At 70.5% G+C, this 23,284-nt stretch carries 23 protein-coding genes; 11 read left to right on the top strand and 12 right to left on the bottom strand.

The genetic code is table 11. The features are described 5' to 3' along the window. Positions 1 to 24: 24 nt before the first annotated feature. The 7 genes from DB31_RS42740 to DB31_RS42710 all read right to left on the bottom strand — a co-directional run bounded on the left by DB31_RS42740 (position 25) and on the right by DB31_RS42710 (position 9,954). Positions 25 to 1,425, bottom strand: coding sequence for a sigma-54-dependent transcriptional regulator (locus tag DB31_RS42740; RefSeq protein WP_205628663.1), 1,401 nt, complete (start codon positions 1,423 to 1,425; stop codon positions 25 to 27). Then, positions 1,410 to 2,963, bottom strand: a complete 1,554-nt coding sequence (locus tag DB31_RS42735) for a two-component system sensor histidine kinase NtrB (protein WP_044199329.1) — start codon at positions 2,961 to 2,963, stop codon at positions 1,410 to 1,412. The genes DB31_RS42740 and DB31_RS42735 overlap by 16 nt, the downstream gene beginning before the upstream one ends. Positions 2,964 to 2,975: 12 nt before the next feature. Beyond that, complete coding sequence (locus tag DB31_RS45835) at positions 2,976 to 4,340, bottom strand: hypothetical protein (RefSeq protein WP_052420693.1); 1,365 nt, start codon at positions 4,338 to 4,340, stop codon at positions 2,976 to 2,978. 3 nt (positions 4,341 to 4,343) lie between these two features. Further along, positions 4,344 to 7,313, bottom strand: coding sequence for a GspE/PulE/PilB domain-containing protein (locus DB31_RS42725; RefSeq protein WP_044199326.1), 2,970 nt, complete (start codon positions 7,311 to 7,313; stop codon positions 4,344 to 4,346). Positions 7,314 to 7,366: 53 nt separating this feature from the next. Continuing rightward, positions 7,367 to 8,677 carry an RDD family protein gene (locus DB31_RS42720; RefSeq protein ID WP_240487260.1) on the bottom strand — a complete coding sequence of 437 codons (1,311 nt, stop codon included), beginning with the start codon at positions 8,675 to 8,677 and terminating at the stop codon, positions 7,367 to 7,369. A 163-nt stretch (positions 8,678 to 8,840) separates the two neighbouring features. Next, positions 8,841 to 9,107: a GlsB/YeaQ/YmgE family stress response membrane protein gene (locus DB31_RS42715; protein ID WP_044199324.1), complete on the bottom strand. Its 267-nt coding sequence runs from the start codon at positions 9,105 to 9,107 to the stop codon at positions 8,841 to 8,843. A 112-nt stretch (positions 9,108 to 9,219) separates the two neighbouring features. Beyond that, a complete protein-coding gene (locus DB31_RS42710; RefSeq protein ID WP_044199323.1) occupies positions 9,220 to 9,954 on the bottom strand; it encodes a 16S rRNA (uracil(1498)-N(3))-methyltransferase in 735 nt (244 codons plus the stop codon). A gap of 112 nt (positions 9,955 to 10,066) precedes the next feature. On the opposite strand from DB31_RS42710, the gene DB31_RS42705 reads away from it, so the two are divergent. Together DB31_RS42705 and DB31_RS42700 are read left to right on the top strand one after the other, a co-directional pair. Further along, positions 10,067 to 11,074 carry an asparaginase gene (locus DB31_RS42705; RefSeq protein ID WP_044199321.1) on the top strand — a complete coding sequence of 336 codons (1,008 nt, stop codon included), beginning with the start codon at positions 10,067 to 10,069 and terminating at the stop codon, positions 11,072 to 11,074. Between the two features lie 18 nt (positions 11,075 to 11,092). Then, a complete protein-coding gene (locus tag DB31_RS42700; RefSeq protein ID WP_240487258.1) occupies positions 11,093 to 12,427 on the top strand; it encodes an adenylate/guanylate cyclase domain-containing protein in 1,335 nt (444 codons plus the stop codon). On the opposite strand, the gene DB31_RS42695 is transcribed toward DB31_RS42700, so the two are convergent. Beyond that, positions 12,361 to 12,882 carry a hypothetical protein gene (locus DB31_RS42695; protein ID WP_240487256.1) on the bottom strand — a complete coding sequence of 174 codons (522 nt, stop codon included), beginning with the start codon at positions 12,880 to 12,882 and terminating at the stop codon, positions 12,361 to 12,363. The genes DB31_RS42700 and DB31_RS42695 overlap by 67 nt on opposite strands. A gap of 33 nt (positions 12,883 to 12,915) precedes the next feature. Then, positions 12,916 to 13,404 (bottom strand): Mpo1 family 2-hydroxy fatty acid dioxygenase, encoded by a 489-nt coding sequence (locus DB31_RS42690; RefSeq protein ID WP_044199404.1) that lies wholly within the window; start codon positions 13,402 to 13,404, stop codon positions 12,916 to 12,918. 454 nt (positions 13,405 to 13,858) lie between these two features. On the opposite strand from DB31_RS42690, the gene DB31_RS45830 reads away from it, so the two are divergent. From DB31_RS45830 to DB31_RS42645, 9 genes are all read left to right on the top strand, one after another. Continuing rightward, positions 13,859 to 14,377, top strand: coding sequence for a hypothetical protein (locus DB31_RS45830; protein WP_205628662.1), 519 nt, complete (start codon positions 13,859 to 13,861; stop codon positions 14,375 to 14,377). A gap of 143 nt (positions 14,378 to 14,520) precedes the next feature. Then, on the top strand, positions 14,521 to 15,648 hold the full coding sequence (locus tag DB31_RS42680; RefSeq protein WP_157232480.1) for a hypothetical protein: 1,128 nt from the start codon (positions 14,521 to 14,523) through the stop codon (positions 15,646 to 15,648). Beyond that, positions 15,645 to 16,478, top strand: coding sequence for an ASCH domain-containing protein (locus DB31_RS42675; protein ID WP_044199317.1), 834 nt, complete (start codon positions 15,645 to 15,647; stop codon positions 16,476 to 16,478). Before DB31_RS42680 ends, DB31_RS42675 begins: the two co-directional genes overlap by 4 nt. Beyond that, the gene (locus DB31_RS50115) at positions 16,475 to 16,714 is read left to right on the top strand and encodes a hypothetical protein (protein ID WP_044199315.1); all 240 of its coding nucleotides are present in this window, start codon (positions 16,475 to 16,477) and stop codon (positions 16,712 to 16,714) included. The genes DB31_RS42675 and DB31_RS50115 overlap by 4 nt, the downstream gene beginning before the upstream one ends. Beyond that, positions 16,711 to 17,754 (top strand): DNA adenine methylase, encoded by a 1,044-nt coding sequence (locus tag DB31_RS42665; protein ID WP_052420692.1) that lies wholly within the window; start codon positions 16,711 to 16,713, stop codon positions 17,752 to 17,754. The genes DB31_RS50115 and DB31_RS42665 overlap by 4 nt, the downstream gene beginning before the upstream one ends. Continuing rightward, on the top strand, positions 17,751 to 18,245 hold the full coding sequence (locus tag DB31_RS51755; protein WP_044199313.1) for a helix-turn-helix domain-containing protein: 495 nt from the start codon (positions 17,751 to 17,753) through the stop codon (positions 18,243 to 18,245). Before DB31_RS42665 ends, DB31_RS51755 begins: the two co-directional genes overlap by 4 nt. After that, positions 18,233 to 18,652, top strand: a complete 420-nt coding sequence (locus tag DB31_RS42655; RefSeq protein ID WP_044199312.1) for a hypothetical protein — start codon at positions 18,233 to 18,235, stop codon at positions 18,650 to 18,652. Before DB31_RS51755 ends, DB31_RS42655 begins: the two co-directional genes overlap by 13 nt. Before the next feature lie 98 nt (positions 18,653 to 18,750). Continuing rightward, the gene (locus tag DB31_RS42650; protein WP_157232476.1) at positions 18,751 to 19,134 is read left to right on the top strand and encodes a hypothetical protein; all 384 of its coding nucleotides are present in this window, start codon (positions 18,751 to 18,753) and stop codon (positions 19,132 to 19,134) included. Further along, on the top strand, positions 19,131 to 19,877 hold the full coding sequence (locus tag DB31_RS42645; protein ID WP_044199309.1) for a recombinase family protein: 747 nt from the start codon (positions 19,131 to 19,133) through the stop codon (positions 19,875 to 19,877). Before DB31_RS42650 ends, DB31_RS42645 begins: the two co-directional genes overlap by 4 nt. A 67-nt stretch (positions 19,878 to 19,944) precedes the next feature. Here DB31_RS42645 and DB31_RS42640 read toward each other — a convergent pair whose 3' ends face one another. From DB31_RS42640 to DB31_RS42630, 3 genes are all read right to left on the bottom strand, one after another. Then, complete coding sequence (locus tag DB31_RS42640) at positions 19,945 to 20,211, bottom strand: DUF6953 family protein (protein ID WP_205628661.1); 267 nt, start codon at positions 20,209 to 20,211, stop codon at positions 19,945 to 19,947. Beyond that, the gene (locus DB31_RS42635; protein ID WP_044199307.1) at positions 20,208 to 20,438 is read right to left on the bottom strand and encodes a YodC family protein; all 231 of its coding nucleotides are present in this window, start codon (positions 20,436 to 20,438) and stop codon (positions 20,208 to 20,210) included. Before DB31_RS42635 ends, DB31_RS42640 begins: the two co-directional genes overlap by 4 nt. 480 nt (positions 20,439 to 20,918) lie before the next feature. Then, a complete protein-coding gene (locus DB31_RS42630) occupies positions 20,919 to 23,258 on the bottom strand; it encodes an RCC1 domain-containing protein (RefSeq protein ID WP_063769314.1) in 2,340 nt (779 codons plus the stop codon). Between the last annotated feature and the right edge of the window lie 26 nt (positions 23,259 to 23,284).

The raw sequence follows: 23,284 nt of genomic DNA, 5'->3' as shown, positions 1-23,284 counted from the left end.
AACGGGTCAGTCCCACCAACCCTGTCAGAGCAGTCCCTGCTCCTCGAGCTTGTTGTAGAGGGTGCGGCGGCTGATCCCCAGAAGGCGCGCGGCGAGGGTGCGGTTGTCCCCGGCGCGCTTCAGCGCATCCAGCAGGGCCTGGCGCTCGGTGTCACGCCGCTGGGATTCCAAGGTCTTCGGCTCGCTCCCTGGGGTCACCGCCGCCGGTGCAGTCGTGCTCGGGGGAGCGGTCTGAGCCTGGAAGCCCGTGGGCATCAGCCCCGGCTGCCGGGCCAGCTCGCGCGCCACGTCCTCGCCCGTGAGCGAGGGCCCGTCTGAGAGCACCACCAGCCGCTCCATGAAGTTCTGCACCTGGCGCACGTTGCCTGGCCATGGCTGGGCCTGCAGCGCCTGGAGCGCGTCCGCCGTCAGCGTGAAGGGCGGCCGCCCGTTGGCCTTGGCGTGCACCTCGAGGAAGTGCCGGGCCAGCGGCTCGATGTCCTCCGGCCGCGCCCGCAGCGGCGGTATCCACACCGGCACTACGTTCAGCCGGTAGAAGAGGTCCTCGCGGAACTCGCCCTTCTTCACCATCTCCTCGAGCGGCCGGTGCGTGGCCGCCACGAAGCGCACGTCCACCTTCAGCGTCTGCGTGCCTCCCAGGCGCTCGAACTCGCGCTCTTGCAGCAGCCGCAGCAGCTTCACCTGCACGTGCAGGGAGATGTCGCCAATCTCATCCAGGAAGAGCGTGCCCCCGTTCGCCAGCTCCACCCGGCCGGGCTTGCGCGTGGCCGCCCCGGTGAAGGCGCCCTTCTCGTAGCCGAACAGCTCGCTCTCCAGCAGCGTCTCCGGCAGCGCCGCGCAGTGCAGCTTCACGAAGGGGCCCGAGCGCCGGGGGCTGGCGTCGTGCACCACCTTCGCCGCCAGCTCCTTGCCCGTGCCGGACTCGCCGCGCACCAGCACCGTCGCCGTGCCCGTGGCCGCCCGTGTCAGCAGCGCCTCCACCTCGGCCATCGCCGCGCTGCGCCCCACGAAGGCGCTCGTCTTCAGCGGCGAGCGCTCCACGTCCCCCTGCGCCCGCAGCAGCGCCTTGCGGATGGTGAAGAGGATCTCCTCCCGGTCGAACGGCTTGAGGATGAAGTCCGCCGCGCCCGCCTTCATGGCCTCCACCGCCATGGGCACCGTGCCGTGCGCCGTCATCAGGACGATGGGCACATCCGGGTACAGCCGCGTCACCTCGCCGAGCAGCTCCAGGCCGTTCATGCCCGGCATCCGCACGTCGCTCACCACCACGTCGATGGGCTTCTGGCCCAGCAGGCTCAGCGCCTCGGCTCCGCTCTTGGCCGTGTGCACCGTGAGCCCCGCCTGCACCAGCAGCGCGCCGAGCACCTTGGCCACGGCGGGGTCATCGTCCACCAGCAACACGCTTCCCTTCAGCGGCTCGGCCACGGTGCTCCTTCTCCAGGGGCGGCAACGCCCTCGGGCGCTGCCGTACAGGGCAGGCGCAGGCTCACGATGGTACCGCGCCCCTCCCGGCTCGTCAGCGACACCTCGCCCCCGTGCGCCTCCACCACCCGCCGCACGAAGGCCAGCCCCAGCCCGCTCCCCGAGGCCTTGGTGGTGAAGAACTCGTCGAAGGCCCGCTCGCGGGTGCGGGCGTCCATGCCCTCGCCGGTGTCCTCCACACTCACCACCACTCCCGCTCTGTCCGTGCTCTCACGCTGCGTGCGGACCATCAGGGTGCCACCCTGGGGCATGGCCTCGCAGGCGTTGCGCACCAGGTTCTCCAGCGCGTTGGCCAGCAAGTCGTAGTCCCCCGAGCACTTCGGCAAGTCCTTCTCCAAGCTGTGCTCCCGCTTCACGCTGGCGTACCCGGTGAAGGCCTGGAGCGACAGCACGTCCTCCACCAGCTGGTTCAAGTCCAGCGGCCGGGGCAGCGGCTCCACGCGCCCGAGGCGCTGGTAGGTGCTCACCACCCGATCCAGCCGCTCCACCTGCTCCAGCAGCAAGTCCAGGAAGTCTCCCTTGTCGTCCCAGGGGCGGCCCTGCGCGTGCTCCTCCTTGAGGAACTGCGCGGCGCCCTTGAGCGCGGCGATGGGGTTCTTCAAGTCGTGCGCCATCTGCGCGGAGAAGCGGCCCAGGGTGGCCAGGCGCTCCAGGCGCTCGCGCTGGGTGACGAGCGCGCTGACGACCCGGCGCGCGGCGGCCAGCAGGGCGAAGGTGATGGCGGCGGTGCCCACCACGAGGGCGCCCTGCTCGGCGGCGAAGAGGCGGAAGACGATGAGGTAGGCCAGCACGCCCACCACCGCGAGCGTCACCGCGTACAGCGCCGCTTCGCTGGACAGGGCCTTGCCGAACAGCTGGAAGCGCAGGGCCACGGTGGCCATGACGGGCAGGCCCAGCAGGGTGCCCAGGGTGCCGAGCCGGGGCACGTTGAAGCCCAGGTCCGCCATTAAATCCGTGCCGGGCAGCGCCACCAGGAGCACCAGGCCCAGCAGGAGCAGGCCGGTGCGGATGCGCTCCTCCAGGCTGGGCGCCCGGCGCAGGTGGAGCACCAGCAGGGCCCAGCCGCCGCCCAGCAGCAGGGTGACGAGCGCCATGGTGAGGCGCGAGAAGGTGAGCGAGGTGGCTCGCACGGCCACCCACGGCGAGCCCAGGGCGGACAGCGCCACGACGGCGAACAGGCCGAAGAGGCCGTAGGTGGAGTAGATGAGCGGGGCGAAGCGGCGGCGCTGGCCGGTGAAGGCGAGGATGAAGTGCGCCGCGCAGGGAGCCGTGATGATGGTGGCCGTCAGCGCCACGAGCCGCCAGCCCTCCTCGCCCGAGACGGCATAGGCGAAGTGGGCGAAGTTCCACGTGGACAGGGCGATGGACAGCAGGGAGAGGGGCAGGGCCAGGGGGCTCTTGCCCACGCGCGCCAGAGCCAGCCCCGCCAGCGCGAGCTGTCCCGTGCACGCCGCGAGGCTCAGCCAGGCGGACTCGTTCATCCCCGGCTCCTGTTAATTGAAGCGGTTGCTCTTCACGGGCGAGTCCGTGAGGCTTCGGCGCCGGTGGCCCTGCTCGCGGAACAGGCCGCCCGCCGCGTCACCCTTCACCTGAGCCATGGCCGCCACCCGCTTCGTCAGCTCGGGCAGGTCCGCCAGCGCGGTGTCCTCCAACAGGGCGGAGGGGACTTCTTCGGCCAGCGCCTCCACAGTGCCCTCGGTGGGAGCGGTGCGCTCGACCTTCTGAGTCTCTGGGTTGACCCGGAGGCGCTCGCCCCAGGGCGAGGTGTTCTGCTGGTACAGGAACGTCGTCAGGTCCGCGGCGAAGGGAGCTTCCTCTGTCCACTGCGTGGCGTGGCTCCAGAGCACCTGCCCCGGCCGATGCGTCCTGAGTGTCTGGAGCAGCGGTACCTCCAGCGACAACACGTCATACGCGACGATGAGCCCGGGTGCGTCGCTGCCCTGCTCGGGCCAGGGCTCGGTGGGAAGGCCGAGCACCCGCGCCGTGGCGTGGGCGAGGATGGCGCTGTGCCGGTCCGGCAGGACGAAGACGCGCGGAGGCTTGCGCCCCGCCTGGTCCAGCACTGCCTCCACCCGCCGGATGCCCTCCAGGCACAGCGCCTGTGAGTCCTGGAGGAAGGCGTACCGCCCCGTCATTCCCTCGTCGAAGCCGTAGGGTGACAGGTGCAGCAGCACGCCGCCCGTCGTCACGAAGTGCCACCCGCGCAGGTCCTTCTTGTCGAGCGGCGACACGCCCTGGAGCGCATCCGCACGGGCGAGCATCTGGTGGATGCGCTCCTTCATGCCGGCGAACGCCTGGGCTTGCTCTTCCTCCGCTCCGGAGCGCGCGAGCAGCGACTCCAGCCCGGGTGCCAGCCGGCGCGTCTCGTCCACGTCCCCGGACATCAGCGCGTTGTAGGCCAGCAGGTAGCGGCACATGAAGCTGCTCTGGACGAGCTGCGGCTGGGCCTGCAGCAGCCGGGCCGCCTCCGCGTGGGCGCCCATGCCCTCCAGGGCGACGACGAGCTCCGTCACCATGGGCTCCGCGCCCGGGACGAGCAGGTGCGCGCGCAGCAGCACCGTGGCCGCCATGCCGTGCAGCGACTGCTCGATGAGCTGATACCCCAGGTTGTACAGCGCCTGGACGTCGCGCTCGTCCTGCGCGGCCTGGCGGACGATGGCCGCGAACTCCTCCCCGGCGATGGGCGTCGCGATGTCCGCGAAGAGCTCCCACGCCTCCTTCCAGCGCGAGGAGTGATCCAGCTCCTGAGCCCCCGGATACTCCAGCACGCGGCGGAACACGGAGAAGGCCTTCTGTGCATCCTGGCCGTCGAGGGCTTCACGTGCTGCCTTGAGCAGGGAGTCGTAGGTCTCTTGCATGGTTTAGAGCGCGCCCAGCCTCCGGGCTCGGGCGGGATCCACGGCCGCGGCCTCCCAGCGGCGCACCGCCATCTCGCGCTCGGACTCGGGAGCATCCGCGTAGTAGCCCAGGGTGTCGCTGAGCGCGCGGCTGAGCTCTTCAATCGCCGCCAGCCGCACGTCCAGCTCCTTGTGCCGCAGCGCCACCACGAGCCAGTCCGCCCGGCGGCGCGTGCGGTTCTCCGCCCACCACGCCGTCCACTGCCGGGGCTGCCGGCCCAGCGTCGCGCGGGTGATTTCGCGCAGGGCCTCGGCGGCGGCCTCGGCGCACATCTCGTCGTCGCTGCCCGTGAGGTTGATGAGGCCCTCGATGGCATCCCGGTCGTGCAGCGAGCCCAGGGCGCGTGCCGCCAGCGAGCGCCGCAGCGGATCGCGGTTGGTCAGCTCCTGGCGCAAGTCGCGCATCGCCGCGTCGAAGCGGGGCAGGTGCTTGAGCGCGGAGGCCGCCACGCGCGCGGCGCTGGAGATGTCCGGCTCGAGATCGAACAGCCCGCGCAGCACGCCGTCCACCAGCTCCACGTAGGCCAGGTTGCCCGCGGTGAGCAGCGCGAAGTAGCGCGTGTCCGGGTCTGCCGAGTCCAGCAGCGGGGCCAGCGCCTGTGCCGCGGACCGGCCCAGCCGGGACAGCGCGGCGGGGATGGGGCCCAGCTCATCCGCCTCGGGGAGGTCCACCACGGGCAGACGGCTCCAAGCAGTGGGGCCCGGGAAGTTCGCCGCCAGCACGCGCGCGCTGGCCTCGGGCGTGCGGGCCAGCTCGGCCATGGCGCCGGTGCGCTGAGCGGCGTCCGGTCCGGTGAGGCGCTTGATCAGCGGGGCGAAGTCCGGAGGCGGGCGCTCCTCGCTCGTCACGCGCGGAGGCATCGTCGCGGCGCGGCCCAGGGAGCCGCTCGTGCGCCCGGAGAACGGGCTCCAGCCCAGGCCCGCCACCACCGCGGGCGCGGGAGCTGGGGAGGCCGTGGGAGGAGTCCCCAGCGCCTCGGCGAGGTCCGGCGCGCGCAGCTCCGTCATCCGCTGCTTGCGGAAGAGGATGAGCTCCTGGAAGGCGCTCGGCATGTCCTGGCAGAACAGCATGAAGTCGGACATGCGCCGCTGGCTGATGGGCTTCTGGCCGCAGTCTCCGTACAGCAGCGCCACGAGCCGGCCGCGCACCTCCACCGGGTAGAGGAAGATAGCGCGCGGCGACTGGCGGCCGAACAGCTCCACGTAGTGCTTGCTGAGCGCGTCCGGCGGCAGGGGACCCGCATAGCTGCCCCGGGTGACGGCGACGGTGCGGAAGACGCTGCTGGCGTCGAGCGGAATGGACACCTGCGACAGCTGCTCGCCCGTCATGCCTTCGCCACGGGCCTCCCAGCCTCCTGCGGTGCCGCGGACGATGGCGAAGGCGGCCACGTAGTCGAACGTGCGACGCCCGAAGCGCAGGGCCACGTCAATGAGGCGATCTCTGTCCCGCGTGGCGTCCTTCAGCGCGGCGCGTGCCTGGGCCAGCGTCCAGTCTGGCGCCTCCTGGCTCGCGGGCGCGGCGGGCCTCGGAGGCTGCGGCGCGGCCGCCCCGGGCGCGAGCGAGGTGATGGGAACGGGCGCGGGGGTGAGAACTGCGGCCGCGCTCGGAACCGGAGCGGGCGTCGCGGTGGGAGCGGCCTCCGCCGTGGGCATCGGGAAGTCGGGCTGCGTCATCGGGCGGCGCGGGGCAGGAATCGCGGGCGCCGGGTTGCTGAAGACGAGGAACTGCGGCTCCTTCGGCATCGACGGAGCGGGCGTCATCGGGAAGCCCGGCTGCGTGATGGGAGTCCGCTGCGGCGTGGCTCCAGCGGTGGGAGCAGCTGCGGGAGCACGGGGGGCGGCCGTGCTCGCGGCCGGTGGCGGTGGCGGCTGGGCCGGAGGGGAAGCCGGAGCCTGCGGGGCCGGCATGTTGAGGCGCAGCGGCTCACGCGCGTAGGCCGGCGGAGGCACCGAACCTGCGGCAGGAGCAGCGGGAGCGGCGGGAGCAGCGGGAGCCGCCGGACGCGAGGCGTTCGGAGCCTGGGGCGTGGCAGCCGCGGGAGCCCCGGCCTGCATGTTGAGGCGGAGCGGCTCGCGCGTGTAGGCGGGCGGCGGAGCCGAGCCGGCCTGGGGCGTGGCCGGAGCGGCCGGACGCGCGGAGGGCTGGGGCGGGGATGCGGAGGCAGCGGGTGTGGGGGCCCCGGCCTGCATGTTGAGGCGCAGCGGCTCGCGCGTGTAAGCGGGTGGCGGAACCGAGCCGGCCGGAGGCGCTGCCGCCGCAGGCGCGGAAGCGGCGGGCGCGGCAGGTGCGGCGCTTCCACCCTGCTTCTCGAGGGAGACGGGCTCCTGGGCCACCGAGCGCGCCATCCGCTCCAGCGCCTCGGGCGTGAGCCCACTCTCCTCGGCCTCCTCCATGGCTTCGGGCGGAGGTGGCGGAGGCATGGCGGGAGCGGCAGGCGCCAGCGTGGGCGCGGCGGCCGTGGACGGCTTGTTGAGCGCAGCCAGCAGGCTCGAGAAGCGCTCGGGGAGCGGCTGCTTGTAGACGGAGGCGATCCACTCGCGGACGCGCACCTCCGTGGCCACCCACAGCTCCAGCGGCTTGCCGAGCAGGAAGCCCACCTCGTCCAGCTCTTTGCGCGGCACCGGGAAGCCACACGCCACGTGGAGCGTGTTGCCGTCCAGCGACAGTGGCACCACGCACAGCCGCTCGGCAATCTTCGGAGGGATGAGGGTGGCGACCTCGGCGTTCGGCTCGAAGTCCGCGAGGTTCACCGGGCGGAAGGCGGAGGCCTCGCCCAGCAGGTTCAGCAGATCAGCCTCGCGCAGCCGGCCCGTCTCCAGCAGGACGGTGTCGATGAGCCCGCCCTTGGACTGCTGCTGGCGCAGGGCGGCATCGACCGTCTCCTGCGGGAGGAGGCCGCGCGCAACCAGGAGTTGGGCGAGTCGGGCAGGCATGAAGGACGCGGCATCTTACGGCCGCGGCCGCAAGGCACAATGGCGGTGGTGGATCAGCTGGGTTGAACGACGAAGGTGGACGTCAGCTTGTCATGCAGAGTCTGCCCGCGTCTGTCGAACAGGGCCATCCAGAAGCCTCCGAGGAAGAGGCCAAAGGACACGACAGAGAGCAACGCCCGCACAATGGCGCGCGAGGGAGCCGGGGCCAGTCCGTGGGTATCCACCAGCCGCAGCCCCAGCAACAGCCGTCCGAGTGTCCGGCCATTCCACAAGAAGGCCGCCACCGCACAGTACACCGTCGCGAGCACCAAGAGGAGGATGAAGCCGGGCAGGAGCACGGATTTCAGCGCGTGCATCCAGGCGGCCATGGCGTCCAGCGGGGTAAGACCCTGGGAGGACGGCGACTTCACCCCGGCGATGGACGAGGCCAGGAAGATGTAGAGCGAAGCCACACCCACCAGGGCGGCGGTGTCGATGGTGAAGGACAGGAGGCGGCGCCACAGCGAGGCGGGGCGCGCGTGGACCTCGTGGAGCTCGTCGCCCGTGGAACCCGACTTCTGGGGTCGGGCCTTGGCCGAGGCCGCGGAGGCCTCCGCCGTGCGGGGCGCCGCCGGGGGAATCGGCAGACGGGACGGGGCCGCGAAGGTCACCACCGCGGCGGGAGCCGTGGGCTGGCGGGGGATGGGCAGCGAGCCGGTGGCCGGAGCCTCCGCGGGCGGCGGAGCCACGAAGTGCGGGTTGCCGGGCGCGGTCGAGTCCGGATCATCCAGGGACGTCTGAGCGGCGACAGCCGGAGCGGGCACCTCCGCCGCCACGGGCGCCGGGGCGGCGACTGTCTTCGGCACGGGCATGCCGGGCAGCGTGTCGGGAAGGGTCTGATCTGGATCCCCCAGCGCGACGCTCGAGGGGAGCGCGACACCGGTGGGACCGCGCGGGGCCGCGTGAGGCGGCGGGCTGGCCGGGGCCGCCATCGGAGTGGGCACGGGCAGCCGCTGCGGCGGCGTCATGGCGCGAGGCGTTGCCACCTGCGGCGCGGGCATGGGCATGGGCGTCGGGCTGCGCTGCGCCGGACGCATGGCGGGAGGCACTGCGGCCTGTGGCGGAGGAGGCGGTGCGGCCGGACGCGCGGGCATCCCCGGTGGCGAGGCCGTAGGGGCGCGCTCCAGCTCCGCGAAGCTGGGGACGGCGCCTCCGGACACCGCAGGGGTGCTCTCCGGGGTTCGGCTGCGGCGGTCGATCTGGATGTCCTTGTTGAGCAAGCTGGGCACGCCGGGGGCGGCGGGCTGGCTCGCGGCAGCAGCAGCGCAGGTGGGGCATTCACCCACAGGCGGCAGGGCGGCTCCGCATTTCAGGCACTTGGACAACGCATCCTCCAGGTAGCGACGGCAGGTGCTACATGAAAGGACGTCCCTGGGACTTGGGCAAGAAAAGCGCGAGCCCCTGCGGTTCCTTGGTTGAGGAACCACCAGGGGCTCACCCCACGCCGTCACCCCCTCCGTTCGATAGGGGACGTGTGGATTCACTCACTCAGGCATGGATGCGGCGCCGGCCGGTGGCTCCCACCAGGAGGAGCACGACGATGGCGCCGGCCACGGACATCAGCAGGCCCGACGGGTGCAGGTCGAAAAGGCGCCCATCGCGCACGAAGAGAGATCCGATGAGGCCACCCACGAGCGAGCCGACCATACCCAGCAGCGTCGTCGCCAGGAGCCCCATGCTCTGACGGCCCGGCAGGATGGCGCGAGCGATGAGACCGGCGATGAGACCGATGATGATGAAGGCAATGATACCCATGAAGAGTTTCTCCTTGCGCGGGGGCCGTGTGTGGCCCCGGACGCAGGAAAAGTAGGAATGGCGACGAGGGAGCGGCAGTTGGGTACGAGCAGGGCGCTTGCTTCCCTGGCTGCTATCCGAGCTCTCCATCGAGGTGGGCCATCACGGCGAGCGCCGCCAGCGCCGCGGTTTCCGTGCGGAGGATGAGGGAGCCCAGGGTGACACCGCGTGCACCCAGTGCGACGAGCGCGGCCACCTCTTCGCGCGCGAGTCCTCCCTCGGGCCCCACCACCAGCGCCACGGGTGCTCCGGGAGCGCAGGCGCGGAAGGCTTCACCCAGGGGGACGGCGTTCTCCTCTTCGTCCAGCACCAGCAGCGCGGTGCTGGGCGCGAGCGCACGCGCGGCCTCCAGCAGCGGCTGGGGGGTGTGAACGCGGGGCACGTCGCTGCGCCGGCACTGGCGCGCGGCCTCCTCGACAATCTTGGTCCACCGCGCGGTGCGCTCCTCGGCGCGCTTGGGCTCCAGCTTCACCACGCTGCGCTCGGTGGCCACGGGGTAGAAGGCGGCCGCGCCCAGCTCGGTGCCCTTCTGGAGGACGAGCTCGAGCTTGTCGCCCTTGGGCAGCCCCTGCAGCACGCTCACGGGACGGCGGGGAGGCGCGGTGCGCACGGGCCCCAGCGCGAGGTGGACTTCCTCGGCCTCCACGCGGGTGACGCGCGCGTCGAAGGAGCGGCCCGTGCCGTCGAACACCTCCAGCTCGGCGCCCTCGGCGAGCCGGAGGACGTGGAGCAGGTAGTGGCGGCGATCGCCCGTGAGCACCACCTCGGCGGGAGCAGGCGCGGGGACTGGGACGAAGAGGCGGACCACGGGAAGTTCCCTTCGGGGACGGCAGGCAGGTGAGGGCCCGAGTTCAGCAGGAAGCCAGCGCTCCCACCAGCGTCTGCTCCACGCATCCTTGTGTGCTAAGGCCGTGCGGTCCATGTCCTCGCTCTCCATCGAGTCCACCCGCTCTGGCATCGCCGAATCCGTCCACCGGGTCTCGGTGGTTGTCACCGACGTGTCTGGCCGGGCCGTGGCTTCGGCGGGGGACTCCGAGCGGATGACGTACTGGCGCTCGTCGGCGAAGCCCTTCCAGGCGCTGCCGCTGGTGATGGATGGGGCGGCGGACCGCTGGGGCTTTGGGACGCGGGAGCTGGCGCTGGCGTGCGCCTCGCACTCGAGCGAGCCCGTCCACCGCGAGCTGGCCGAGGCCATGCTGCGCGCCTGCGGCTGCGAGGAGTCTCAGCTGGCATGTGGGCCGCACCCACCGCTCAGCGCGGCGGTGGCCGAGGAGGCAGCGCGCACGGGAGTGAAGCTGACGCCCAAGTGGAGCAACTGCTCGGGGAAGCACTCGGGGATGCTCGCGCTGGCGAGGCACCACGGCTGGCCCACGCAGGGCTACGAGCGCTTGGGCCACCCGGTGCAGGAGCGCCTGCTCGCGGAGGTGCGCCGGTGGACAGGGCTGGGGCCCGAGGGGCTGCACCTGGGCGTGGATGGGTGCACGGCGGTGTGCTTCGCCCTGCCGCTGAGCGCCATGGCCACGGCCTACGCGCGGCTGGGCACTTCGGAGGAGGCGGGTGCGCGGCGGGTGCGCGAGGCGATGTGGGCTCACCCGGAGCTGGTGGCGGGCACGGGGCGGCTGTGCACGGAGCTGATGGCGGCGTGCCGGGGCACGGTGCTGGCGAAGGTGGGGGCCGAGGGCGTCTACTGCGCGGCCCTCCCTGCGCTGGGGCTGGGCGTGGCACTCAAGGTGGAGGATGGGGACGGGCGGTGCTCGCCGCCCGCGCTGCTGGCGGTGCTGCGGCAGGTGGCCGCGAAGCGCGGTGCAGAGACGGGGCTGACGTTGCCGCTAGAAGGGCTGACGCACCACGAGGAGCCGGTGCTGCGCAACACGCGCGGCGAAGTCATGGGTTCGCTGCGGGTGGCGGGCGAGCTGCGGTTCCACTGAGTTCCTTGAGGGCACGTCGTGGCCATTGTCAGCATCGATAGATGGAGGAAGCGCAAGCCCGGCACGGGGACGACGGTGGCCCGCTTCGAGCTGGCGCGCGCCAACCAGGCGCAGGTGCTGGCCGAGGGCGCGCTGAAGGGAGAGCGGGCGGTTGCCTTGGTGCGCCTGCTGCTCTTCCTGCTGATGGGTCTGAGCCAGGGCGGCATTCGCGAGCTGCGAGGCGAACATGTCCTGCAGGACGGGGTGCGCCGGGGGACGATCCTGGGCTACCTGGTCTTCGTCCTCGTGACGACTGCCATCCTCTGGCTGCGGGAGAAGCCCGACGTGCACCGCTCGCGGTGGATGCCCATCCCCACGACGATCATCGATGTCGCTTTCCTGGTGACGATGGGGTGGCGGACCTACGTGCTGGAGGGGCGCTTCACGGAGGGCATGTACGCGGCAGGGGCGGCGGCGGTGCTGTCCTTCTCGGTGGTGCGCTACAGCGTGCTGCACGTGGTGTTCTCCACGGTGCTCACGGCGGGTGGCTATGTCTTCCTGAGCTGGCTGAGAGGGAGCTTCAGCTGGATGCAGTCGTGCTTCGTGGTGGGGTGCTTCCTCTCGCTGGGGATGATGCTGGGGTGGACCAACCACGCGGTGCGCTTCATGTTCCTCAACCTGCGCCAGCGCGAGAACCTCTCGCGCTTTCTGCCGCGCCAGGTGGTGAACCGCGTCATGGAGTCGGGCGAGACGGCGCTGCTCCCGGTGCAGCGCGAGGTGACCATCCTCTTCAGCGACATTCGAGGCTTCACCTCGCTGAGCGAGACGCTGCCGCCGCAGCAGGTGCTGGCGCTGCTGGACGACTACTTCGGGCACATGACGCAGATCGTGATGGCGCGCGAGGGGATGGTGAACAAGTTCCTGGGGGATGGGATGTTGGCGTGCTGGGGCGTGCCGGACCACAGCGAGGATCATGCCGAGCAGGCCATGCGAGCGGCGCTGGACATGCGCACGAAGCTGGTGGAGCTCAACGCGTGGCGCGAGAAGCACGGGCAGCCGCCGCTGCGCATCGGCATCGGGCTGCACACGGGGGTGGTGGCGGCGGGGATGCTCGGCGGCACGCAGCAGCACGAGTACACCATCATCGGTGACGCGGTGAACGTGGCCTCGCGCATCGAGGGACTGACGAAGGCGGTGGGGGTGGACATCCTCGTGAGCGCGAGCACCTGGAAGCGCGCGGGCGCGGGCTTCCAGGGCGAGCTCGTGGGCGAGGAAGAGGTGAAGGGGCGGAAGGAGTCGGTGGTGCTCTACTCGCTGAAGGGACGTGCGCCTGGGGCGGGCACGGTCTTCCCCGAGGAGAGGACGGGCTCCTGAGCGGCGCCCACCGCAGCCAGCAGCTCGCCCTTGAGGCCGAGCGCGAACAGCCCGAGGGTGAACAGGTAGACGGGCTCCAGGAAGAAGAGGGCGGGGCCGCCGAGTGACAGGCCGTGGGTCTTCTTCTCGAAGAGCACGTGACTGCCGACGACGATGGCGAAGCGGAAGGCCATGACGCCGAACGCGATGCCGGCGGCGGTGCCCGTGGGCAGGCGGGAGACGGCCTCGGCGGTGGCGAACGTGGGCACCAGGAGCAGCGAGGCGATCAGCCCGGCGGTCCACTCCAGGGACACGGAGCCGATGGCGACAGCGGCCAGCAGTGCATGCGCGCCCGTGAGCGAGACGCCCCCTACCTCGGTGCGGAGCCAGAACAGGGGGACGAGGAGGGAGAAGACGAAGAGGTAGCCCCCGAGCAGGTGCACGGCGCGGCAGACGCCGTTCTCATGGAGGGGCATCCAGGAGCGCATCTTCTGAGCGAAGCGCATGGCTCAGGCCCGCGAGGCGGAGGCGTCCATCGGCTGGGACTTGATGGCGTAGTCGCCGGTGATGAGGGCGACGAAGAACATGGGCCCGATGAGGGCGTGGACCATGTTGGTGAGGAAGGAAGGCGACTTCTTCTCCCAGACGGCGTGGCCAGCGAGCTGGATGAGCCAGCCGCCCACGGCGATGGCGACCACGGACCAGACAGGCATCATGCGGCCGAGGGGGAAGCACAGGGCCATGGCGACGGAGACGATGAGGCCCAGCTTCACATCGGCGCGCAGGTACCAGAGGGTGGCGAGCAGCCACGCGACGATGCCGAGGGTAAGGTCGCCGCCGGGGAGCCCGGGGAAGCTGAAGAGCTTGACCCAGTCCAGCATGGCGACGATGTGCAGGACGATGACGGGGATGGCGACCTTGTGGGTCAGCCGGTTGATGGGGTGCTGGTGAGAGGAGAAGTAGTCGTCGAAGAGGGCCTGCAGGCGGGGGTTGAGCATGGGACGGGTCCTCGTGGGGAAGTCGGTATGGGGAAGGTAGGAGAATTCGGCGAGGATTTCCTGGCCGGACGCGCCAAATTCCTGGCGGAAGACGCCAGGGCCGCCCAAGTGCGGGTCTCGGAGATACTGCTGGGTGAGCGCGCAACGCACCGCGTCGACGGCAACTTGGAACTCGCCCTCAACATGAGGGAGCCGGTGGTACGACATGAGCTTGATGAAGCACGTCATGAAGCGGTGGGGGCGGGAGCGCTCGACCATTCTATTAGGTCGAAGAGTGCTCCGAAAACTTGCGTGCCTGCTTCTTGCCAGCTCCCTGCTAGCAGCTTGTGCCAGCAGCCCTCGGTCCTCGACCCGCAGGGAACTGCGCCTCGACACAGAAACCGCGAGCAGCGTCCGCCATGCGGCCACCGCAAGTGGAGCGGCGGGTAGCCTTGCCCCTGCCGCCAGTCGGGTGGTGGCTTCGCAGCTGGCCGAATGGGTGCCGATGCTGCTCATGGTGCTGGAGAGCGACAACGCGGTGGGAGAACTCGAGGAGCAACTGGCGGAGTGCGCACGGCTGGCGGAGCGGCAGGTGAACGCCCGGTACTTTGGCAACCGGGCCCCGACTCGAGAGGAGTGCGGTGAGGAGGTGGAGGTGGATGGCTGTGGCAGACCCATCACCCGGGCCATGTTGCTGGGGCAGCAGAAGCATGCGGTCGCCCTCCAGTGTGCTCAAGAAGTCCTGGAGCAGCTCTGGCCCGCGCCGTTCAGCATCGAGCAGCGCTACCGCTACTACCCCAACGCGAAGGTGCTGGAGACGGTGAGCAGGGAGGAGGAGGCGCGTCTGATCGCCCAGGACTGTACGGGCGAACTGTGGCGCACCATCAAGCCGGACATCGTCCTTCATGCAGATCGCAGCAGTCTGCGGAAGTCTGTGCTCACCCTGGAAGCTCAAATATCCCTAAACGGGAGGTTCCAGAGGGGCCTTCTGTAGGAGGGCAGGAGGACCCTGGAGGGGGTGCGCGGGGGCAAGATTCTTCAAATCCCCTAAATGGCGCGGATTCGGCTGGTGGCAGTAGCTCGTTGTGCGGCCCGGACTGCTGCTACTGCCGGGGAGAGGGGCTGCCGGAGGGTGTGGTGCCGTCTGCGGTTCCCGGAGCCGTCCCCAGCCTCACCGGGGACGGCGGAGGGGCCACCGAGGCGGCCTTGGCACCTGCGGTGGAACCTCCGAGCACCAAGGCGGAGGGTGCTACCGCGGGCGTGACGGATGACGAGCTGGAGGAGCTGCAAGGGCTCGCTGTCACCCACCAGGAGCTGGGCGCGGCCTTCCGGCTCAACGAAGGCCTTGCGCGCATGGCGAGGGAACTGCGGCTGGCCATGCGCGAGGGGGTGGCGCTGCGCAGGGCCGTGGATCGCGAGGCCCGGAGTGCCGAGCGGTACCTGCATGAGCGGGACGCTGCCCGCGAAGAGAGGGACAGGGCACTCCTGAGCACCGGCAGCACGGCGGGAGGGCTCGGGACGGCCACCCCTGCCCCTCATGGCACGGCGGAGAGCCGCTCCGAGGGCCTCTGGCGGGCCGTGGCGCTGCTTCTGGGCCTCACCCTGCACGAGGCCGCCGTGCTCGCCCACAGCGTACAGGAGGCCAGCCAGCGGGCCCTGGCGTGGGCGCGCAGGGCCCGAGCCGCTGCCGCGTGGGGGTGGATCTGCCACGGCTACCGTCGCGCCCGTGCCGGCCTGGCTCGCCGCTGGGAGGGCTGGCGGCGCGCGCCTCGCTGCCCGAAGTGCCAGGGGCGCTTGCCCCAAGCCCGCGCAGGGGCGGAAGCCTGTGACACGTGCCTGGCGCTGGCGGTGCCCGCCCTGCGCATGAAGGCCGCGCAGCTGGAGGCCCAGAACGCCGGGCTGCTGGTGGCCCTCGGAGAGGCCCAACAGCGCGCCTACGACGCGGAGCTGCGCAGGGACAAGGCCGGAGAGGCCATGGGCAACCTGGGCGCGCAGCTCGAGGCGCTGGGCTGGGACTTGGAGTTGATGACCAGCACCCGCGACGCCTGGAAGGACATAGCCCAGGCGCGCACCGCTGCCAGAGACCAATGGCGCGCCCTCTTCCTGCGCGCGCTGGCCCTGGCGCTGCACCAGCACGCCTGCGCGGTGCGCCGCAAGGACTCCCTCAAGGCGGTGTGCACCCGCCTGCGCTGGTACCGGGGCGAGCTCGCAGCGGAGCAGCTCCGGCGGGCCAAGGCGGAGGCTGCGCGGGGAGACACCCCATGAGGCCCACCGTGGTGGACCTGCTCCGGTCTGCCACGGTGCTCCAGGCCCTGACGCTGAAGCAGCCATGGGCAAGTGCCGTGGCTGAACTCGGCAAGGACGTGGAGAACCGTGGTTGGGAGCCACCTGCGCACGCCGTGGGGAAGCTGCTCGCCATTCACGCGGGCCAGGACTACGACACCCAGGGCGCCTACTCGATTGTGGATGTGCTCGGGCTGCGCGTGCCGGGACCGCGCACGTGCGTGAAGGGCGCCGTGGTGGCCGTGGCTGTGCTCGCCCGTGCTGTGCACAACAGCCCCTCTCGCTGGGCGGTGCCAGGACAGGTGCACTGGGTGCTTGAAGGCACGGTGCGCCTTGCGCGGCCTGTGCAGAGCAAGGGCGCGCTGGGCCTGTGGAACCTCACTCCCGGGCGACTGGAGGAGGTGCGCAGGCAGGTGCTCGAAGCCGAGCACCTCTCGGCCGCACTGCGCGAGGCGAGCCCCACCGAGGGCCCGCCCACGGGCCACCAGAGGGCCCTGGCCGAGGCGGTAGCAGCCACGCGCCCGAGCCACCGCGCATGGGCCAAGGGGAGTGCTCGGGGCGCAGGTGGAGCCGTGTCCACGGGCACCGTGCACGTGCGCCGCAGCGAGCCCCAACGGTTCTGCGAGAAGTGCGGCCTCTCCAGGCCCGGAGGCAGCGGGCCCCACGCGCCGCGCCTCATGCGTGACGACATTCCAGGCTGGCCTGTGTGCGTGCATGGCAGGCGGTACCTGGCTGACTGCCAGTGGCAGCCCGCCGGGCCGCGCGAGTGCTGCGCGGCCTCTGCGGTGAATGCGCCGGAGGTGCTGCCGTGAGCGCGCACGAGGGTGGCAAGGCCCTGGAGCAGGCGTACGCGCAGAACGCGCAGCTGCGCACCCAGGCGGAGGAGGAGTTCCGCAAGGCCGTGGCGCGCCAGTGCCGGGCGGGCCTCACGGACACCCAGATTCTCAGGGTGCTGCGCGCCTCCGGCTTCAAGGGCACCGTGGACAAGGTGAAGGCGGCGCGAGAGGCGTCCGGCCTGCCTCCCAACACGAAGGGAGGCACCGAGTGACGGCCATTCTTCGTGCCCCCTTCCCGTGGTTCGGGGGCAAGGCCCGCGCCGCCAGCATCATCTGGCAGGCGCTGGGCAACGTGCCCAACTACGTGGAGCCCTTTGCCGGCAGCCTCGCGGTTCTGCTGGCCCGGCCGCACCTGCCGGGCGTGGAAACAGTGAACGACATCGACACGTACCTGGCCAACTTCTGGCGGGCCGTGGCCGTGGATCCGGAAGGAGTGGCCGCGCACGCGGACTGGCCCGTGAACGAAGCGGACCTGCACGCCTGGCACAAGTGGCTCACCCACGGCCCGCCAGACGAGGCGGCCGCGCTCCGCGCAGCTGCTGCCCAAGCTCGGGCCGCGCTGGGTGCCGGGAGCATGGAACTCGCCACGAGCATTCTGGACAAGGCCCTCAGCGAGACGCGGCGGCCACTGGGCCCAGACTTTCGCGAGCGCATGCGGACGGACCCGAACTTCTTCGACTGCGAGGTAGCGGGCCGGTGGGTCTGGGGAATCTCCCAGTGGATCGGAGACGGCTGGTGCACCAACCCCGAGTGGGAAGGCCGGGCCCACCCGGGCAACGGGCTGCGTGGCATTCACGGGCGGCGGGCCTCGGAGGGGCCGGAGGCAGTACGCGCCTGGTTTCGCGCGCTCGGAGAGAGGCTCCGCAGGGTGCGCGTGTACTGCGGCGACTGGGCCCGCGTGCTGACACCTTCCGCGACGGTGCAGCTTGGCGTGACGGGCGTGCTGCTGGACCCGCCGTATGACGAAGAAGAGGACGTCTACAACGAGGCGGCGGCGCAAGTTTCTCGGGCGGTGCGCGAATGGGCCCTGGCGAACGGGGACAACCCGAAGCTGCGCATAGCCCTGTGCGGCTACGAGGGTGAGCACACCATGCCGCCCACCTGGCGATGCGTGGCCTGGGAAGCCTCCGGCGGGTACGCGGCCGCGCGTGGCAGCAAGGAGAACTCGAAGCGTGAGCGGGTGTGGCTCTCGCCACACTGCCTCAAGGCCGCGCAGGCGGACCTATTCGAGGCTGGGAGGGCCGCGCCATGACGGGGGCGGAAGCTGCCGAGCTGCGCAAGACCCTCGGCTACACACAGGGCCAACTGGCTCAACTGCTGGGCACCTCCACACCCACGGTGAGCAGGAGCGAAGCGGCCCGAGAGGTACCGGAGGAACATGCCGCAGCCCTCCGGAGGCTGCCTCCCGCGCCCAAGAGTGAAGGGGTGCGCGGGGCGTACCTGAAGAGGCCCGCGCCGCCTCCGGTGCCGCGCAAGGCCACCGCGCCACGCCCAGCGCCCAAGGCGAGGCCCGTACAGCTGCAGGCACCAGCCCTGGCAGCACCCAAGCCTGTGGATCCGAGGCCAACGTTGCCCACCGCGCCGGCCGAGCGTGTGTGGGAGGCCGAGGAGATCGGCGCGCTGCTGCTCGAAGTGCCTGAGGCCTCAAGCCCACTTCGGGACCGGTGGTTGAGGGCGAAGGAGGGCCGCCAGGCGGCACTCATCCGGATCCTGGCAAGCGGGAGGCGCCCATGCCCTCGGTGAGCCCCGCCCTGCGCTGGGAAGTCCTCCGGGCCCTGGACAAGGCCGCCGAGGACGTAGCCCACGGCCACCCCTCGCTGCAGGTGGCCTTCCACTACCTGAGGCTCACCAAGGCCGCCTGGGCGGAGGTGGACAAGGCCTTGGACGCGGTGCGCTTCGACGTGCGCGCCGAGCTGCTCGAGGAGTTCGCCCTGTCCGAGGGCGGCCACAGCTCCGAGGGGCAGAGGCTTCGAGACAGGCTGGCCGTGGCCGAGGGCAACGGGCATCTGCCGTGGGAGAGCCCCGAGGGCCACACCCGCCGCCAGTGCGTGGCGCTGCTCTTCATCGCCCGCGAACTCGCCAAGCGCCTGCCGGTGGTGGGCGCGGGCCCCCTCCTGCCCTCCCTCCCTCTTACCCGGAGCACCTCGTGACGAAGACAGCCGATGCGTACAGAGCACCAGCAGCACTCAACCGCGTTGAACGGAAGGAGAAGCCACCAGTGGGCCGCCGAGGAATGACCAGCAAAGGGGTGAAGAAGTGGAAGACGTTTGAGCGGGAGACGGCGCGGGAGCTGCGCAAGCTCGCCCCCGGTGCGAAGCGTTGCCTCCAGTTCCAGCGCCAGCATGGCGCGCCGGACGTTGAGGCCGGAGTGCTCTGGGCTGAGTGCAAGTCAGGAGGGCACCGGCCGGTAGAGCGCCTCTACCGCGAGACGGCGGAAGCCTCCAAGGCGCGCAAGGACAGCATGCCCGCGGTGGTGACGAAGGCGGGCACGCGTGGATCCAAGCTGGTGACGCTGAGCCTCAAGGACTTCATCCGCGTGGCAAAGGCAAACCCGCTGCTGCAGGCCAAGCTATGGGGGTGGACCGAGCCTCGGACGCGCCGGGCATGGCGGAAGAAGCGAGGCACACCATGAAGCCCCTCACCCCTCCACCCGGCGTCACTGTGTGCCGCTGCTACCGCCGGGTCTCCTCGGATGAGCAGGACCCCGAGGTGCAGCGCGCGCGCATGCAGGCCTTCTGCGATGAGCGCGGGTGGTTCCCTGTCTGGTACGTCGAGGTAGCCAAGGGCACCAAGAACGACCGTGCCGAGTTCCTGCGCGCGGTGGGCGATGCGATGGCGGGCATGGAGCAGCAACCGCAGGCGTTCCTGGTCTGGGCGCTGGACCGGTTCGGCCGTGACCAGGCGTTCATGCTGCTCCAGATCCAGAGCCTGGAGGCGGCTGGCGTGACGTGCGCCTCCATCGCGGAGAAGTGGCTAGAGGAGGACGACGACAACAAGCCCATCCTGCTGGGAGTCACGAGCGGCATGGCGGCCACAGAGCTGAAGCGGCTCCGTCGCCGGTCGAAGGAAGGGCAGGACCACGCGCGCGCCCAGGGGAAGCACATCGGCCGGCCGTTCAAGAACTTGGCGCTGCTGCAGGAGGCGGCGCGGCTGGTGGTCAGCGGGGAGTGCTCCATCCGCAAGGCCGCGCAGCAGGTGAGTCGGGGACTGCCGAAGGTTCCGGAGCAGCCTGGGGGCCTATGCCGTATCTCGGCAGCCTCTCTGCGCCGCTTTTTGAACGGCACCTGGGAGGGCCAGGGTGGCCCCGCCAAGCCACTTGAGCACCCGCGAAGACGTGCAGGCCGTCCGCAGAATCCAAGCGCTCAGGATCGTTGAAGCGCAGGGCTATTCGGTAATCAAGCCGAGGATGGGCACGAGCCGCCGCCGACGGCCGTGTGCCTCCTCAGCCGCGTTGTTCGCGGCCAGGCTCATCTTCGGCAACACGCCATCGCCAGTAGCGCTCTGGCTTGATCCACACAACCGTCTCGGGCGAGACCTTCATGAAAGCGTCGAGGACCGGTTTGCTCAGGACTAGGTTGCCGTCGGCATTCTCGCGCAGCAAGACGTCTGCGCCGTGTCTCGCGAGCATGTCGACGACGTCGTCTTGGTAGACGCAGCCGTCGCGATGGAGATGAGCCAGCATCCAGTCGGCCACCTCGGCGGGTGTCACGCGCCCGCCCTGCCAGTGCCGGGTGCCGGGATCGGCGCCTTCACTGGAGCGCGTTCCAGCGAGGCATACGGGAAGCTACCGGTCTCCAGCTTCTTGCCAGCAAACCACTGGCACTTGCACGAGTCGTAGTCGTCATACGTTTCCTCCACTGTCATCTCCGGGCCGCCGCTCTTGAGCTTCACGATGTCGCCGACCTCAAACCGCCCCGTGGTGCTTCCCGTTGCCATGTCGTCCCCTTGCCGCGCAGGTGGTAGCTAAAGCTACGTCGAGGCCCTGCGCTACGTCGAGGCCCTGCGCGCCGGGCTGCGCGCAAGGGTCGGGGTCCAGCGCACGGCGAGTGGACCATCGCCAAGTCGAGGTCTTGTGAGCAACTGGCGGTCGAGGTCCAGCACCGGGGACGAGCCCAATAAGGTCCCCTGGGAGGGCCAAGACGGGCGATCCTTGTCCGTGGAGCACCCCAGGTAGGAGGAGGCGCGCTGCAGGTGGCCGAAGGCACAGAGAGTGCGCCACAATTCCGGGCCATTTACGATAGGGTAAGGCCCAATGGTTTCGCGCGGTTACAGGTGGCGCAAACACCGCGCCAGAACCGACCGCTTGTGGCGCAGTGCTGGAGTCGGCGCCTCTGCACCAGGGAGACCCCTGGTGCGCAGCAGTGGGCTCTTCAGGGCAATTGGATCCACCGTGCCGTCCCCTCCGGTTCCAATGTTTCAGGGAAGCAGTGCTCGGACGGGTAGGGGCATCATCGCTGCCGCCCCATTGCCGATTTGGCCGTAGGTGTTGTCGCCCCATGCCCAGACGGTGCGCTCGCCACGCAGCGCCACCGAGTGGTTAAAGCCTGCGGTCAGGGCGACAACGCTGGTGAGGCCGGGCACCTGTACCGGCGAGGGTCGATTAATGGTGGACCCATCGCCGAGTTGGCCGGTGCCGTTGTTGCCCCAGGCCCAGACGCTGCCGTCGCTTCGCAGCGCCAAGGAGTGGGTACCACCTGCGGCCAATGCGGTGACGCTGGTGAGGCCGGGCACCTGTACCGGCGAGGGTCGATTAATGGTGGACCCATCGCCGAGTTGGCCGGTGCCGTTGTTGCCCCAGGCCCAGACGCTGCCGTCGCTTCGCAGCGTCAAGGAGTGGCGACCACCTGCGGCCAAGGCGTTGACGCTGGTGAGGTTGGGCACCTGCACCGGCGCGGGCCGCTGAGTGGTAGACCCATCGCCGAGTTGGCCGGAGGAGTTGTCGCCCCAGGCCCAGACGGTGCCGTTGCTCCGCAGCGCCAAGGAGTGGAAGTAGCCTGCGGCCAATGCGGTGACGCTGGTGAGGCTGGGCACCTGGACCGGCGAGAGCCGCTGCGTGGTGGACCCATCGCCGAGCTGGCCGTTGTCGTTGTTGCCCCAGGCCCAGACGGTGCGCTCGCCACCACGCAGCGCCACCGAGTGGTTGAAGCCTGCGGTCAGGGCGATGACGCTGGTGAGGCCGGGCACCTGTACCGGCGAAGGCCGATCAATGGTGGACCCATCGCCGAGTTGGCCGGTGCCGTTGTAGCCCCAGGCCCAGACGGTGCCGTTGCTTCGCAGCGCCAAGGAGTGGCGACCACCTGCGGCCAAGGCGGTGACGCTGGTGAGGTTGGGCACCTGGACCGGCGAGAGCCGACTAATGGAGGACCCATCGCCGAGTTGGCCGTAGAAGTTGGATCCCCAGGCCCAGACGGTGCCGTCGCTCCGCAGCGCCAAGGAGTAGCTACCACCTGCGGCCAAGGCGGTGACGCTGGTGAGGTTGGGCACCTGTACCGGCGAAGGCCGATCAATGGTGGACCCATCGCCGAGTTCGCCGGCGGCGTTGTCGCCCCAGGCCCAGACGGTGCCATCGCTCCGCAGCGCCAAGGAGTGGCCATCACCTGCGGCCAAGCCGATGATGTCGGTCAACCCAGCTGATTGAACAGGGGCTGCCTGTCGCTTGGAGAAACCAATACCGATCTGGCCGAAGGCGTTGTCGCCCCAAGCCCAGACGGTGCCATCACTTCGCAGCGCCAAGGAGTGGCGACCACCTGTGGCCAAGGCGGTGACGCTGGTGAGGTTGGGCACCTGTGCCGGCGAGGCCCTCCCAAAAAAAGGGGAGGAGGACCCATCGCCGAATTGGCCGTAGTCGTTGGATCCCCAGACCCAGACGGTGCCGTCGCTCCGCAGCGCCATCGAGTGCCCATCACTTGCGGCCAGGGCGGTGACGCTGGTGAAGCCGGGCACCTGAGCCGGAATGATCCGCCGGGTGGTGGACCCATCGCCGAGTTGGCCGTAGAAGTTGTCGCCCCAGGCCCAGACGGTGCCGTCGCTTCGTAGCGCCAAGGAGTGGGTACCACCTGCGGCCAAGGCGGTGACGCTGGTGAGGCCGATCACCTGTACCGGCGAGCGCCGCTGCGTGGTGGACCCATCGCCGAGTTGGCCGTAGAAGTTGGATCCCCATGCCCAGACGGTGCCGTCACTCCGCAGCGCCAACGAGTACTCGGGGCCTGTGGCCAAGGCGGTGACGCTGGTGAGGCCGGGCACCTGTACCGGCGAGGGTCGATTAATGGTGGACCCATCGCCGAGTTGGCCGGTGCCGTTGTTGCCCCAGGCCCAGACGCTGCCGTCGCTTCGCAGCGCCAAGGAGTGGCGACCACCTGCGGCCAAGGCGGTGACGCTGGTGAGGCCGGGCACCTGTACCGGCGAGGGTCGATTAATGGTGGACCCATCGCCGAGTTGGCCGGTGCCGTTGTTGCCCCAGGCCCAGACGCTGCCGTCGCTTCGCAGCGCCAAGGAGTGGGTACCACCTGCGGCCAATGCGGTGACGCTGGTGAGGCCGGGCACCCGTACCGGCGAGAGCCGCTGCGTGGTGGACTCATCGCCGAGCTGGCCGTTGTCGTTGTTGCCCCAGGCCCAGACGGTGCCGTCGCGTCGCAGCGCCAGCGAGTGATGGGGGCCTGCGGCCACAGAGGGGGTTGGGCACGACGTGGCCGGGAGGGTGAACGTCTTGACAGTGGACACATCGCTGCCGTTGGTGACGACAACGGTCACTGTCACGACGGTGCCTGCTGGGAGGCAGGACG

The sequence above is a fragment of the Hyalangium minutum genome (genome assembly GCF_000737315.1).
Classification (GTDB): Bacteria; Myxococcota; Myxococcia; order Myxococcales; family Myxococcaceae; genus Hyalangium; species Hyalangium minutum.
Note: the sequence above shows the minus strand (reverse complement) of the source record. Positions and strands in the feature narration are given on the sequence as shown.

Excerpts from the sequence above, each read along its gene's own strand:
- DB31_RS42735 (WP_044199329.1), bottom strand. The coding sequence starts at position 2,963 with ATGAACGAGTCCGCCTGGCTGAGCCTCGCGGCGTGCACGGGACAGCTC.
- DB31_RS42725 (WP_044199326.1), bottom strand. The coding sequence starts at position 7,313 with ATGCCTGCCCGACTCGCCCAACTCCTGGTTGCGCGCGGCCTCCTCCCG.
- DB31_RS42635 (WP_044199307.1), bottom strand. The coding sequence starts at position 20,438 with ATGGCAACGGGAAGCACCACGGGGCGGTTTGAGGTCGGCGACATCGTG.
- DB31_RS42690 (WP_044199404.1), bottom strand. The coding sequence starts at position 13,404 with ATGCTCAACCCCCGCCTGCAGGCCCTCTTCGACGACTACTTCTCCTCT.
- DB31_RS45835 (WP_052420693.1), bottom strand. The coding sequence starts at position 4,340 with ATGCAAGAGACCTACGACTCCCTGCTCAAGGCAGCACGTGAAGCCCTC.
- DB31_RS42675 (WP_044199317.1), top strand. The coding sequence starts at position 15,645 with ATGAGGCCCACCGTGGTGGACCTGCTCCGGTCTGCCACGGTGCTCCAG.
- DB31_RS42715 (WP_044199324.1), bottom strand. The coding sequence starts at position 9,107 with ATGGGTATCATTGCCTTCATCATCATCGGTCTCATCGCCGGTCTCATC.
- DB31_RS42645 (WP_044199309.1), top strand. The coding sequence starts at position 19,131 with ATGAAGCCCCTCACCCCTCCACCCGGCGTCACTGTGTGCCGCTGCTAC.
- DB31_RS42695 (WP_240487256.1), bottom strand. The coding sequence starts at position 12,882 with ATGCCCCTCCATGAGAACGGCGTCTGCCGCGCCGTGCACCTGCTCGGG.
- DB31_RS42705 (WP_044199321.1), top strand. The coding sequence starts at position 10,067 with ATGTCCTCGCTCTCCATCGAGTCCACCCGCTCTGGCATCGCCGAATCC.
- DB31_RS42655 (WP_044199312.1), top strand. The coding sequence starts at position 18,233 with ATGCCCTCGGTGAGCCCCGCCCTGCGCTGGGAAGTCCTCCGGGCCCTG.
- DB31_RS51755 (WP_044199313.1), top strand. The coding sequence starts at position 17,751 with ATGACGGGGGCGGAAGCTGCCGAGCTGCGCAAGACCCTCGGCTACACA.